12 protein-coding genes are annotated in these 12571 nt (G+C 42.7%); 7 read left to right on the top strand and 5 right to left on the bottom strand.

The window, feature by feature from the left end; all coding sequences use genetic code 11:
- Nucleotides 1-229: 229 nt before the first annotated feature.
- Nucleotides 230-1432 (bottom strand): MFS transporter, encoded by a 1203-nt coding sequence (locus EXT48_RS08135; RefSeq protein WP_130164139.1) that lies wholly within the window; start codon nucleotides 1430-1432, stop codon nucleotides 230-232.
- 107 nt (nucleotides 1433-1539) lie between these two features.
- Here EXT48_RS08135 and EXT48_RS08130 point away from each other — a divergent pair, with 107 nt between their 5' ends.
- A complete protein-coding gene (locus EXT48_RS08130) occupies nucleotides 1540-2430 on the top strand; it encodes a LysR family transcriptional regulator (protein ID WP_130164138.1) in 891 nt (296 codons plus the stop codon).
- A gap of 19 nt (nucleotides 2431-2449) precedes the next feature.
- Here the strand turns inward: EXT48_RS08130 and EXT48_RS08125 are convergent, their stop codons facing one another.
- Nucleotides 2450-2881, bottom strand: a complete 432-nt coding sequence (locus EXT48_RS08125) for a MarR family winged helix-turn-helix transcriptional regulator (protein ID WP_130164137.1) — start codon at nucleotides 2879-2881, stop codon at nucleotides 2450-2452.
- Between the two features lie 188 nt (nucleotides 2882-3069).
- Between EXT48_RS08125 and EXT48_RS08120 the strand changes: the two genes are divergently transcribed.
- Nucleotides 3070-3498 (top strand): organic hydroperoxide resistance protein, encoded by a 429-nt coding sequence (locus EXT48_RS08120; protein ID WP_010604667.1) that lies wholly within the window; start codon nucleotides 3070-3072, stop codon nucleotides 3496-3498.
- Nucleotides 3499-3785: 287 nt separating this feature from the next.
- Here the strand turns inward: EXT48_RS08120 and EXT48_RS08115 are convergent, their stop codons facing one another.
- The 3 genes from EXT48_RS08115 to EXT48_RS08105 all read right to left on the bottom strand — a co-directional run bounded on the left by EXT48_RS08115 (nucleotide 3786) and on the right by EXT48_RS08105 (nucleotide 7795).
- Nucleotides 3786-4229, bottom strand: coding sequence for a hypothetical protein (locus tag EXT48_RS08115; RefSeq protein ID WP_130164136.1), 444 nt, complete (start codon nucleotides 4227-4229; stop codon nucleotides 3786-3788).
- 253 nt (nucleotides 4230-4482) lie between these two features.
- Nucleotides 4483-6633 carry an ATP-binding protein gene (locus tag EXT48_RS08110; RefSeq protein ID WP_069022539.1) on the bottom strand — a complete coding sequence of 717 codons (2151 nt, stop codon included), beginning with the start codon at nucleotides 6631-6633 and terminating at the stop codon, nucleotides 4483-4485.
- Nucleotides 6608-7795 (bottom strand): extracellular solute-binding protein, encoded by a 1188-nt coding sequence (locus EXT48_RS08105; RefSeq protein ID WP_130164135.1) that lies wholly within the window; start codon nucleotides 7793-7795, stop codon nucleotides 6608-6610. Before EXT48_RS08105 ends, EXT48_RS08110 begins: the two co-directional genes overlap by 26 nt.
- A 237-nt stretch (nucleotides 7796-8032) precedes the next feature.
- Between EXT48_RS08105 and tmk the strand changes: the two genes are divergently transcribed.
- Genes tmk through EXT48_RS08080 form a run of 5 tightly spaced genes read left to right on the top strand, consistent with a single transcriptional unit; the run spans nucleotide 8033 to nucleotide 12546 of the window.
- On the top strand, nucleotides 8033-8686 hold the full coding sequence (gene tmk, locus EXT48_RS08100; protein WP_130164134.1) for a dTMP kinase: 654 nt from the start codon (nucleotides 8033-8035) through the stop codon (nucleotides 8684-8686).
- Nucleotides 8679-9587: a DNA polymerase III subunit delta' gene (holB, locus tag EXT48_RS08095; protein WP_130164133.1), complete on the top strand. Its 909-nt coding sequence runs from the start codon at nucleotides 8679-8681 to the stop codon at nucleotides 9585-9587. The genes tmk and holB overlap by 8 nt, the downstream gene beginning before the upstream one ends.
- Nucleotides 9588-9598: 11 nt before the next feature.
- Nucleotides 9599-9922 (top strand): PilZ domain-containing protein, encoded by a 324-nt coding sequence (locus EXT48_RS08090; RefSeq protein ID WP_039497871.1) that lies wholly within the window; start codon nucleotides 9599-9601, stop codon nucleotides 9920-9922.
- A gap of 7 nt (nucleotides 9923-9929) precedes the next feature.
- On the top strand, nucleotides 9930-10724 hold the full coding sequence (locus EXT48_RS08085) for a TatD family hydrolase (RefSeq protein WP_010604674.1): 795 nt from the start codon (nucleotides 9930-9932) through the stop codon (nucleotides 10722-10724).
- Nucleotides 10708-12546 carry an alkaline phosphatase D family protein gene (locus EXT48_RS08080; RefSeq protein WP_130164132.1) on the top strand — a complete coding sequence of 613 codons (1839 nt, stop codon included), beginning with the start codon at nucleotides 10708-10710 and terminating at the stop codon, nucleotides 12544-12546. Before EXT48_RS08085 ends, EXT48_RS08080 begins: the two co-directional genes overlap by 17 nt.
- The last annotated feature ends 25 nt before the right edge of the window (nucleotides 12547-12571 follow it).

Here is a 12571-nt window from a genome sequence, read left to right as displayed (position 1 = left end):
TATCAGTTCACACCAGTGTGTATACCGTGATAACTAAGCTGTTTGCCGCTACGCGGATACATATGACTAACGATAGATAGGCATTATCGCATAGAGGCGAGCTTAGAGTAAGGCGTAACCATAGCGGATTGTGTTATTAAAGCAGAGCAAAGCGATAATTGGGGAAGCGACATCACTTATTGATTTATCAAGCTGCCCAATTATCTATTGATCAATCACTAAATCGCGATTAAAAGCGCTTTCTTTGAAAGTTTTTCCACATAACAACCGTTATAACTACCAATAGAGTTGAGATAACAATCAAGACATTAAAATTAAGCGTGTGGTTTTCGCGAGGCGTGACTAGCAAACTTGCAATGGTGCCGCCAGAGGCTATCGCAAAGTGCTGTATCGCATTTTGCAGACTTATAAAGGTACTGCGCTCTTCTGCGTGAAGTGAGGTTATAAGTTCTGTCACTAAGATCATAGAGCGGGTAGCGCTTGCAATCACAAACAGGGTAAAAAGTCCGGCTGCAAAAACAACTGAGCTTATCGTAAAGCCAAACAAGGCTGCCAATATCATCAATGCACTAAGAAAGTAAATTAAGTATGAGGTTGTGTGATTGTTTAGCTTACGTCGAGCGTATAGCTGAACTGCAATAAACGAACACACACCACTTAACAAATAGCATGCGCTTAGTATTGGGCTTGAGATGTTTAAGTTGGTAATTAGCATCACCGGAAATTGAGTTGAAATTGCAAATGTACTTAGCACCACAAAAAATGCGATGAACAGCGCGTATTTAAGGGTTTTGGTCGGGTTAAATGTGTAGCTTGGCATTGGGTTGCTAGCGCTGCTTTGCGAAGCTTGCTTTATGTTTGAGAGGAATATAAATGTAAATAATAGCGCTGTAATGGCTAAGCCACTTCCTAGTATCATGAACCCCAACTGCCAGCCTTGATTTGCTGTGATAAATAATAGAGCAGGGATCCCAATTGCCAAGGCGAGTGGAAAAGCACTCAGCAGTATCGCGGTGTCTTTTTTCTTGTCGTTTTCATGGCTTAGCTGGATCACCAAGTTGAGATTGAGTACTACCAATGCGCCGCCACAGATGCCAGTCAATGCACGTACGAAAAGCAGGATATAAAAACTCTCGAGCGCTGAAGTAAGCAAGGTTAACAATGTGGTTGCTGACAGAAAAATAAAGACCTTGTATTTCTCCTTTGAAAGGTTGCCGGTACCACGCACCCATAAACAAGTGAAAGCAGCGGCAATTGCATAAGCCGAAACGAGTAGTCCTGAATTTGATGGGCTGGTACCTGAACTTAGCGCCATTTCTGCACTAAAGGGCACGATAATTAATGCATCTAATGCGATTAAAAAGTGGATGACAAAACATAACCCAAATTTAGCTTTTGGGCTTGCTAAGGTGGTCATTGAAGCTGAAAACATAGACATCCTTAATTGATGTAAACAAAGAAGTCTTGATTGTATTAGCCTTGATTAGGTAATAAAGTGTCCATTATTGAATTGATAAACCCATATTTTGGGCTAATAAAATGATTGATCAGATTGACCCTCAGTGGCTTAACAGTTTCCACTGTGTTTATGAATGCTTAAGCTTCAAACAAGCGGCAGAGTTTCTGGATATCCCGACTTCTAACGTAAGTCGTCACATCGCACTACTTGAAGAAAAGCTTGATGCAAGATTGTTGGAACGAACGACAAGACGGATCTCAGTGACAGAGGCGGGTGAGCAGCTTTATACCAGTACCAAGCCGTTAATCGATTCGCTGTCGGATGCGTTGCAAGAAGTCAATAAACATGCCTCTACGCCAATAGGTCATTTGCGTATAGTGATGCCCGATATCCCCATTCTCGGTCAAGCAGTGGTAACCTTTTGCGCTGCGCATCCATTAATTTCAATAAGTTGTGACACTAGCCTAAGTCCGAGAGAAAACCTCTTAGATGGCTTTGATGTCGTGCTCTACTTTCATCGTGGCAAGCTTGAGGATAGCAATTGGGTGGTTAAAGAACTGGCTCGATTACCAAGCGTTGTGGTGGCAGCTCCCAGCTTGCTAGAAAAGCATACTTCGCCGTATAGATTAGCAGATTTACAGTCTCTTCCTTGTATTTCAACCCTTACCGCCGTAAACGGTACGCCTTGGATATTTACCACCAAGGAAGGAAGATTAACGACGGTGAATGTTAAATCGAACTTCAGAGTTAACAGTGGGTTTATAGCCAAGTCTGCCGCGCTATCTGGGGTTGGGTTTGCCATCTTGCCACTGAACTCCTGTAAAGCAGAAATCGAGTCAGGCGCGCTGATACCAATCGAGTTAGAGCAGCAACCGGAAGACCTTGTGCTTTATGCGTTCTATGCTGGCCGTAAACATCTGGCCAAAAAAATATCAGCATTTCTGGCACATTTAGAACGCGCGCTACAATGACCCTCTAATGATTTCTACTTTAAGCCAAATCACCGTTGATCGAATCTAGTAATTCAATAAGTGCTTGCGCTTTTTGCTCGTCGATACTTGGAAACTTACAACGGATCTGCTCGGGAATTGTGGCAGCTTGGTGTCGCAGATCATGACCCTTACTTTGTAGTTTTACCACTCGTTTGCGCTTATCTTTTTCGTCTTTAACGATAGAGATCAGGGCTTTGTCAGTCATTTTCTTTAAGATTTGCGTCATAGCACCGCCATCGATGGCGGTTTTTTCTAGTAACTCAGCTATGCTGATTTCATCTTTCTCCCAAAGTGCCATCATCACCACATATTGAGGGTAGGTTAGGTCGAGTTTTTGTAAAGATGCTCGGTAAGCACGGGCAATACCATTGGAAGCCATGTAGAGGCGGTGGCAGATTTGGGCGTCTAGTTTTAGTTGTGGGTAGTTCATCACATATTCCTACAAAGTAGCTAAGCTATATTTTAATTTGCACACAAAGTATTTGCAATTCTAAAAAATTGATTCTATTATTTTGCATGCAAAATAAGTGTCGAATTGATTTTACTTCATCTAGAGTAAAGCCTCGCTGCGTTAGGGTGTAGGTGAGTACTCTACAAGCACAAACTTAGGAGAACGAAATGAAAGAACTACAAAGTATTGCATATACGGCGAAAGCAACTGCTACAGGTGGTCGAGAAGGTGTGGCGAAGTCTGACGATGGTCGTCTTGATGTTGCACTTTCGACACCAAAAGGCTTAGGTGGTGATGACGGGCAAGGGACTAATCCAGAGCAATTGTTTGCAGCAGGTTATGCGGCGTGCTTTATTGGCGCATTAAAATTGGTGGCAGGCAAAGCAAAAGTTAAGTTGCCAGAAGATACACATATTAACTCTGAAGTGTCTATTGGGCCAATTGAAGGTGGCTTCGGGATAGCGGTGAAATTAGCGGTATCGGTTGGCGACTTAGACAAAGACACGGCGCAGTCACTCGTTGAAAAAGCTCACGAAGTTTGTCCATATTCAAATGCTACTCGTGGCAATATTGCGGTTGAGCTTTCAGTTATTTAATTAACCTGAGGTTTGGATAAGGAATGAACTAACTAACTGTTTTTTTATCGCCTTAAACTATCTTCTTACCTAGCCAGAGAGTTTTGAGGATAACACCGCTTCCGCGTCCTGCTCTCGCTAAGGTACCTACTTCCTGTAGGCAAGGCGAATTTACGTACCAATAGCTGGCTATTGGAAGTGAATTCAACGCAGTTAGCGTTAAAACTGGCTGCTAGAAAGGCATTAATTATCCGAAGCTCAGGTTAACTCACTTAAGTGAGTTAGAGCCAGCGTATTTTGACGCTGGCTTATGTGTTTTCTAACGGGTCGGTGACATTAAAGCAATGAATATCACCGCCCGTTCTAAAATCAACACGTTTAACTTGCTCAACGATTTCCACCGTATTATAGCCATTGAGTAAACCAAACATTGCCGCTTGTTGGCCTGAGCCAATGGCATAAGATTGCGCTAAGGGTTCAGATTTACAGGTGCCCCTTTTTACACAACCATACCATACGCCTTTTTTGGGGTGGTATTTAATGAATTCCAGACTCTCAATCGTATCAAACTGATTATTTGAAAAGTTGTGCTGCAAATTGTATATATCGCATGTTTGCCCGGTGCAAAACACTCTCCAGCCGTGATAATCAAACCACTTTTGAGCGTTATCGGTAACGATTATCTTGTCGGTAGTGGTTCTACTATCACAGGCTATTTCTGCAGTTTCTGCGTTATAGACGATGGTTGTCATTCCTTTTGACTCCTATGAAATTACAATTCGATGAAACCATGCAATAGTGCAGGTAAAAATGCTGATGGTATAAAGACTTGAATGCTAATTGAATGTTGCACGAGAAGAAGTTTACCTGAGGTGAATGTCTGCGCTTTCTAATTTCAGACAAGGATTATAAGAATTTTACGATGTTATTCAATTGTAACTTAAGTGAACTTTCTTCAATTTAGCTTATTACATCTAGCCAACTAAAATGGGGCGAAATTGACCGTTAACTCACAATCGTATTTATCACTTCATAAAGTTTTTTCATATCTATCGGTTTTGCGACGCAATTATCAAATCCAAGTTGCTGATAATTTTCTAAATCTCCCGACATCACGTTGGCTGTGACGGCAACCAGCGGGGTTGTTTTATCTTGTTCTCTGACTTCTGAACATACTTTTAGGCCATCTTTTTTTGGCATCTGAATATCGACAAAAAAGATATCAGGTTTCAATTCGTGATAAAGCTCAATCGCTTCTTCACCATCCTGAGCTATGACAAGATTCGCTTCAGTTGGTTTAATCATGGCACTAAATATTTTTTGATTAAGGGGATTGTCTTCAGCAAGTAGCAGGTTTTTATCCTTCAAGGCGGGTATAGCTTGCAAGTCTTGCATGATAGATTGTTCTGGTGCGTCGCAAATATCGAGTACGAGTTCAACTGTGAACTCACTACCAATACCTTCTTTACTTGTCACCGTAACACGGCCGTCCATTAACTCGGCGAGTTGTTTTACAATTGCAAGTCCAAGACCGGTTCCTCCATACTTTCTGGTGGTAGATGAGTCTGCCTGTTGAAAACGATTAAATAGCTTCTTTAGCGCGACTTCGGAAATACCGGCGCCCGTATCTATTACACGGATGGAGAGATGTTTACCGCCATCTTGGAGTATAACGGTTACAGAGCCGTCACTGGTAAATTTAACGGCATTGGATATTAAATTCCTTAGTATCTGCTTCAAACGCAGTGAATCACCAAGTCGATAGGGGTTAGCGAGTTCCTCAGTATGAATAATCAGGTCGATTTGCTTAGCACTGGCAGTATGGACAAACTCTTGTTTTACTTCAGTGACAATACTTTTGACATCCACCGTCGCTGATTCCATCTTTAATTCACCAGCTTCAATTTTAGAGAAATCAAGTAAATCATTGAGTAAACTAAGTAATGTTTCTGTGGACGTCATGCCTTGCGCAATGAGTTCTTTGGAGTCTGCTGCATTTCTATGATGCTTCATCAACTGAAATACGCCATAAATACCGTTAAGTGGCGTTCTTAATTCGTGGCTCATGTTCGCCAAAAAGTGACTTTTTGCCCGCTCTGAACTTTGTGCTTTTACTTTTTCACTTTCAAGAGAGCTGATCTGCTCTTTGATTTGCTTCGCAAGTTGGTTAAGAGTCACTTGGAGTGTTCTTAATTCTCTAAATTCAAAATCGCTTTTTGCAGAAACGTAATGTCCTCGTTTCAGTCGTTCACAATGGCGTTCAAGTGCTTGCATCGGATTGGTCAAGCGTTTTGCTAATCGGCGTAAATACCAGGTAAGTAATACCACTAGCATCAACCCGATAAGCACTATGTATAACACTGCGCGTAAAATGTCGTTACTGTATACTTCGGCTTCTCGTTGTAGCTGTAAATCAAGTGCTACAAAATCGTCTTTTAGTGAATAAATAGGACTACGGTAGACACCTTCAGTGGCATCAGAGGACTGTGTTCCCTCAAGCACAAGCTCTTGACTGGTGAGCCAGATAGAGCCTTTTTCCTGATTGGAACCTAAAAATGGTTCAAGATCGACTTCAAGGAAAAGCACACCCGTATATTTATAAGGACGCATTAACGATGATAATTTCTGTCTAAGGGGAATAGCGAGAAACAACTTGGCCTGATCAGACGGTTTTTTTTCAATGCTTTCAATTGGAACAACCAGTTTGTCGATTCTTAAAGTGCGTCGCTGTTGCGAGAGGACCTTGTTAGCATGCTCGCTAAATACGGAGTTGTTCCAACGTAAGGTATCAAAAGGATATCCCTCTACGGTAAACACGGAGCCATCGTTGATAAACGCAGACTTCACCATGTCGGTATTGTCGACTAAGTTAGTTAGCGCCTTAACCGCGTATTGAGTAAACAGTAGATCGCTCGGTAAGGTAGATAAAATATGGTCTTCACTTAATGGTGCAACTTGATAGATAAGCTCATTGACTTGCGCTTTAAAATCGCTGATAAGACTTGCGCCAGTGCGTTTAACGTCTTCTTGCTCTAAGGTTGCCTTTTGTTGCATCAGAGAAAAACCAACCATCGCAACCAGTACAACGAGGAAGAGAGAGAATAATGCCGTAATTTTTCTTTTTATTTCATCAACGATGCTGCGATTTGCTTTCATTCTGTCCCGACTTTGTGACGATAAATTGCATATATTGCGTCGTTTCTTCGACACTATACACACCACCTAAATAGCGTGTTAGTCCTTTTAACATGGCTTCCCAAATATAGGCCATAATAGGTTCATTGGGTTGTGGATAGGTTTCATGCAAAGATGCAATCAGCTGAGACAGTGCTTCGTCGCCGCGTTTTGTAAGTCCAGCTAAGCTGTCGCCGTTTGCAGGCAACGCATTGAGCTCATCCCACAGTTTATCTTGTACCTTCTGGCTTTGCATAAAGTCAACAAGCAGCTTTAGATGTGGACCTTTTTTAGATTCTATGCCATTGGCAGGAAAAGCCAGTACATGAGACGATGCTAGAGACATCAGCTGATGATTACCCCACCTCGGTAAAGGCGCGATAGCTAGGTCGTCTTTAAGCTTGTCTTTAAGTTGACGATATGCCCAAATTCCATTCACAAAGTAATCGAGCTTGCCAGTCTTAAAGCGATTCATTAAGCATTGGTAAACACAGTCAGCGTCTATGATGCCGCTGTTGAGAAGTGATTGATAATTGGAAATTGCAAGGCGCATCGCTTTGGTGTCAAGCTGTGGTACGCCTGCCTGGATGAGATTAGGCTGAAGGGCGTTCGCAAAGGTCACAAACCAATACATTTCATAAAAATTCCAGCCGAGCGTAGGTTTGTCTGTAACAGCATGCTGTGCGTAGGTTTGTAAGTCGGTAATAGGGTGTGGCACAAGTGCACGGTTGTAATAGAGTACAAGATGGTTGCCATACATAATTGGTACGCCCTTGAGCTCACCATTGACCTTACTGTTCTCAATGACTTTTTGTGTGAGCTTTTTGCTTAACCAAGACTCAGGCACCTGAGAAAATTGCAGTTCCGACAACCCCATATAATCGCTAGGAATAATCACGGCATCCGGTAACTGCAGGGCATCTGCATACAACAATAACTCGCTTTTCAACTGATTGTTGTTAAAAGCAAGAATGTTAACTTTAATCCCTGTTTTTGCACTAAATTCTTCAAATAATGGCTGAAAATCAAAGTTTTCAAGTCCTACCGCGACATCTATCTCTGGCGGCTCACTTGCACGTGCATGTACTGGGCTATAAACCAGAAGAAGTAACATGAACACCAAGCAAAGCATTTTACCCAGCATATCAATACGTTTCCTTTACGGGCCTAAAAGGCATGTTAATGTTGCTCGGCATGGGGCGGTTCTTACATAAAACTAATCGGATGTGCTTGTTATTGTAGACCAAATTTTTCTGTTTTAAATTATTTTCAGAATGACAAATTCAATTTACCAGGCAATTCAATTCTATTTCAGTCGTGAATAATTCACTAAAACACGATAAAATAACAGCCAAATAAGAATGATGAGTACGTCCTTGCTATGAAAAAAGGGTTTATGCTGGTCTGCGATGGCAGCAATGGCGCTGGAAAAACAACGGTTATTGCCGGATTGGAAGCGTATTTAAAACAACGCGGTATTGAAGTTGTGATGACTCGTGAACCTGGTGGAACAGAGATCTCAGAGAAGATCAGAGAAATCATTCTAGATCCCTCAACCCCCGAAATGACAGACATGACGGAGCTTATGTTGTTTGGGGCTGCGCGTGCTCAGCACGTTCGTGAAAAAATTATTCCAGCACTTGAGCAAGGCAAAGTCGTTATTTCTGATCGATTTGACGCTGCAACATTTAGTTTTCAACATTATGCAAGAGGACTAGATCTTGCCACCATCACAACCATTAATCAGCTTGCGCTTGGCGGTTTTCGTCCAGACATGAATTTGATTTTGGACTTGGACCCTGAAGAGGGCTTACAGCGAGTCAAATCGCGAGGTGAGGGGCTAGATAGACTCGAGGATGAAAAGCAACAATTTTTGCAGCGCGCACGTGAGGGTTATCTCGTTCAAGCGAAAAATGACCCTGAACGATTTACTGTGATTGATGCCAGTCAAAGTAAAGCACAAGTACTTGAGCAAAGTATTGAATTGCTTGATAGCTTGATAGCCACACACCTTACAGTGGATGGCAATGAATAATTTGCTTCCAAGTTGGCACAGCAACGCTTTGAGTTATCTTGCTCGGGCACAGCAAAATGGTCGTTTGCATCATGCTCAGTTGTTATCGGGTAAAAAAGGCGTGGGAAAGTCTCTGCTTGCGGCGCACTTGGCAGATGCACTGTTATGTTTACATCCACAAAATCTCACTGCCTGTGGGCAATGTAAGCCATGTAACTTGAACTTTGCTGGTAATCACCCTGATAGACTGAGTGTAGTGCCTGAGGGAAAATCAATCGGGGTGGATGAAATTCGAGAGATTACGCATTTCTTGAACCATTCAGCGCAGCAAGGTGGCAATAAAGTCGCGTTGATTGAACACGCGCATTTGATGACCCATTCAGCTGCAAATGCGCTGTTAAAAACACTTGAAGAGCCAAATGCTAATCGTTATTTGGTCGTTACCAGCGATGATGATAGTAAGTTACCTGCCACCATTTTGAGCCGTTGTAATAAAGTGGCGATTCACTCGCCCAATCAAGCGGAGGCCGCGCAGTGGCTGGCAGCTAAAAATATCGCTTGTGATTTCCCTTGGTTTGATGAATTTTCTCTACAGCCATTTATTATCGAAACGTGGCAACAAGAAGGTGCGCTTGACGATGTGACTGCGCTTTATCACGCGGCGAATCAATTAACAGTAGAGAGTGCGCAAACGGTTGAAAAAATTTTGTTAAAGCACAGCGCAATGAGTGATGTATTCGCCCGTTTTTTGCTCAACCGTTTAAAAGGGGCGATGACACAAGGGAATGGTTTGAGTTTTACCCAGTATCAAGACTTAGTGAGCTTAGTACATCGGTTTATGTACGAACAGAAAAATGTGTTAGGGTTAAATCAAAACCTGAGCATTTCTAATTTACTTTTTGCCTTACAAAAACAGCTATAAAGAGGTGGTGCATGCAAGAGTTACTTGCGGATTTTGAAGATTTAGATGAGCTATATCGTTGTTATATGCCATTTCTGAAATCCGGTGGCATATTTATCAAGTCCAATGCCCATTTTGATATGGGGCAAGAATTAAAGCTCAGAGTCACCTTGCCTGACGCCCTAGAAGCGGACGAAGTTGACGTGGTTGTTGCTTGGTTAACACCGCAAGGCGCGCAAAATTCTAATCCATCTGGGGTTGGCGTTGCGTTTGTTGACGCGCCAGCTCTGAACGATAAAATAAATAAGCTTTTGGGTGCGACTTTGCATTCAGATAAACCAACTTACACCATGTAGAGCCAGTATGATTGTAGACTCTCACTGTCATTTAGATAGACTCGATTTTGAAAAGTTAGGCCTAAGCCTTGAAGAAGTACTCAGCAACGCGAGACAAAAACAAGTAGAACACTTTTTATGCGTTAGCGTGACGCTAGACCAATTTCCATCCATGTTAGAAAAAATAGCCCATTTTGATGATGTTTCTGCATCTTGTGGGGTACATCCACTGGATCAAAAAGATAAATTGGATGTTGAAAGGCTAGTACAACTGGCGAGTAATGATAAAGTCGTTGCTATTGGTGAAACTGGATTAGATTATTATTATTCAAAAGATACGCATCAGGTACAGCAAGAAAGCTTTGCTGGACACATAGATGTGGCTAATCAGCTACAAAAACCACTGATCATTCATACTCGCGATGCAAAAGCGGACACGATAGACATCATGCGTGCCCACAATGCGCAAAATTGCGGTGGCGTGTTGCACTGTTTCACCGAAGATTGGCCGATGGCAAAACAGGCACTAGACCTTGGTTTTTACATTTCAATCTCAGGTATTGTGACGTTTAAAAATGCGACGGCGCTTCAAGAAGTCGTTAAGCAAATCCCTATGGACCGATTGCTGATTGAAACCGATTCACCTTATCTTGCACCTGTCCCGCATCGTGGTAAAACTAACCAGCCTGCTTACGTACAAGACGTTGCGTATTATATTGCTGACTTAAAAGGAGTGAGCTACAAAGCGCTTGCGGAGCAAACCACGAATAACTTTTACTCTTTATTTAATTTGGTGAAACGCCAAGATGGTAGCACAACTTAATCAGCTACCTCAGGTGTTGATGGGCCCGCTGGTTCGCCGAGCTGAGCAGAATAAAATTTGTATTCAGGTTGTTACTTGTGAAGCCGTGGACATCTCGGCTTCGCTATTGACCCATCAAAGTCGGTGTGAGGTTGAGACATTTCAGCTCGGTGCAGCCTGCTTTTTGCATTTTTTGATGATAAGCAGCGAGAAGGCTCTGCCAACAGCGCAGCTGCTCGAGTATCAAGTGCTTATTAACGGTGCCGCGTATAAGCCAGATTATCTGCGTTACGGAGAAGAGCTCAGCTTTGCGATACCTGCTGTGCTCAAGCAAATATTACATGGCTCATGCCGTAACCCGCATCACCACGCAAAAGACAGTCTACATACTGCGGATCAGTGGCAGGAGCAGCAGCGCGAGCTTGGTGAATTAGGTGCTGACTTGTGTATTTTTTCTGGCGATCAGATTTATGCAGATGATGTTGCCGGCGCCATGTTGTTGGCTATTCATCAACTTATAGCAAGGCTAGGTTTGTTTAAAGAAACCAAATTGCCAATGCACTTACCTGCTGATCAACAAGCCCAGCTTTACCATCGCCACTTATATCTGCCGAAGACGCCATGGCAGGAGCGCTCAAAGTTTTCACCGGGTTACTGGTTTCGAAAGGATGAACCGCACTTTTCTAGTGTTAAGGCTTTTAATCACCTAATTTTCTTTGAAGAGTTTGTCGCCTGTTACCTGTTAAACTTCTCTCATCTTGCTTGGCAGTTGGTTAACTTTGATGCGCTTCATTATGACGGTGGCAACGACAAAGTTAGGCGAATATTTGAGTCCGAACTTGACGCCTTAAAAGGCTTTGTCGAAACGTTGCCTAGCGCTGAGCGGTTGTGTGCGAACGTGCCCGTTCTGATGATGTTTGATGACCATGATGTGACCGATGATTGGAACTTGACGGCTAAATGGGAACAGGCAATTGCAAACCATAAAGTGAGTCGCCGTATAATCAGTAATGGCATCATTAGCTATTGGTTGTTTCAAGGCATTGGTAATGATGCGTTTGAGTATAGCGGGGCACTGACATCAGGTTTTAATTCAAGCCTGATTGACAACGAATGGCACTTTTCGGCGTTTGACAAACAAGTTCGTCGATTCACACACTGGCATTATTGTTTAGATACTTTTCCTAAAGTGGTGGTGCTAGATACTCGCACACACCGCTGGCGTAATGAACAGGATTTCAATGAACCAAGTGGTTTACTCGACTGGGAAATGCTGATGGAGCTGCAAGACACGCTTATCGACCACAGTGCTGTATTGATGGTCAGTCCTGCGCCAGTATTTGGGGTAAAGGCAATCGAAACCATACAAGCTGTATTTAATGCGTGTGGTGAGCCACTGATGGTGGATGTGGAAAATTGGATGGCGCATGAAGGGGCTGCGAAGAAGCTCATAGAAATTTTTAAGCGTCCAGATACACCTAAAGAAACAATTATACTCTCCGGCGATGTACATTATTCGTTTTGCTTTTCGGTTCAGGCACGTTTTGGTCGTCATGATAACCGTATTTGGCAGCTAACCGCATCAGGGATAAAAAATGAATTTCCAAAGCCGCTTATCAATATTTTGGATAAGATGGACACGATTTTGTATGCCAAATATAGTCCTCTGAATCTCTTTACGAAACGTTGGCAGCTATCTGTAAGTAAGCATCCTTCGTCGCTAAAAAAACATGGTTATTTGGTGTCAGACTCTGCGATTAGCTTAGTAACGCTTGAGAACGGTTTGCTAGAGAAGTATGAGCTACTGCACGGGACAGGGATCCACAGTCATTTTGAGTTATAAATCCTCTAAGGCCTAATACACCGTT

The sequence above is a fragment of the Pseudoalteromonas sp. CO348 genome, assembly GCF_004208845.1.
GTDB classification, from domain to species: Bacteria; Pseudomonadota; Gammaproteobacteria; order Enterobacterales; family Alteromonadaceae; genus Pseudoalteromonas; species Pseudoalteromonas maricaloris.
The sequence above is the reverse complement of the archived record's forward strand: the minus strand, read 5'-3'. Positions and strand labels throughout refer to the sequence as shown.

What these genes read in the sequence shown, in the direction of transcription:
- EXT48_RS08135 (WP_130164139.1), bottom strand. Translation starts at nt 1,432, where the DNA reads ATGTTTTCAGCTTCAATGACCACCTTAGCAAGCCCAAAAGCTAAATTT.
- EXT48_RS08130 (WP_130164138.1), top strand. Translation starts at nt 1,540, where the DNA reads ATGATTGATCAGATTGACCCTCAGTGGCTTAACAGTTTCCACTGTGTT.
- EXT48_RS08125 (WP_130164137.1), bottom strand. Translation starts at nt 2,881, where the DNA reads ATGAACTACCCACAACTAAAACTAGACGCCCAAATCTGCCACCGCCTC.
- EXT48_RS08120 (WP_010604667.1), top strand. Translation starts at nt 3,070, where the DNA reads ATGAAAGAACTACAAAGTATTGCATATACGGCGAAAGCAACTGCTACA.
- EXT48_RS08115 (WP_130164136.1), bottom strand. Translation starts at nt 4,229, where the DNA reads ATGACAACCATCGTCTATAACGCAGAAACTGCAGAAATAGCCTGTGAT.
- EXT48_RS08110 (WP_069022539.1), bottom strand. Translation starts at nt 6,633, where the DNA reads ATGAAAGCAAATCGCAGCATCGTTGATGAAATAAAAAGAAAAATTACG.
- EXT48_RS08105 (WP_130164135.1), bottom strand. Translation starts at nt 7,795, where the DNA reads ATGCTGGGTAAAATGCTTTGCTTGGTGTTCATGTTACTTCTTCTGGTT.
- tmk (WP_130164134.1), top strand. Translation starts at nt 8,033, where the DNA reads ATGAAAAAAGGGTTTATGCTGGTCTGCGATGGCAGCAATGGCGCTGGA.
- holB (WP_130164133.1), top strand. Translation starts at nt 8,679, where the DNA reads ATGAATAATTTGCTTCCAAGTTGGCACAGCAACGCTTTGAGTTATCTT.
- EXT48_RS08090 (WP_039497871.1), top strand. Translation starts at nt 9,599, where the DNA reads ATGCAAGAGTTACTTGCGGATTTTGAAGATTTAGATGAGCTATATCGT.
- EXT48_RS08085 (WP_010604674.1), top strand. Translation starts at nt 9,930, where the DNA reads ATGATTGTAGACTCTCACTGTCATTTAGATAGACTCGATTTTGAAAAG.
- EXT48_RS08080 (WP_130164132.1), top strand. Translation starts at nt 10,708, where the DNA reads ATGGTAGCACAACTTAATCAGCTACCTCAGGTGTTGATGGGCCCGCTG.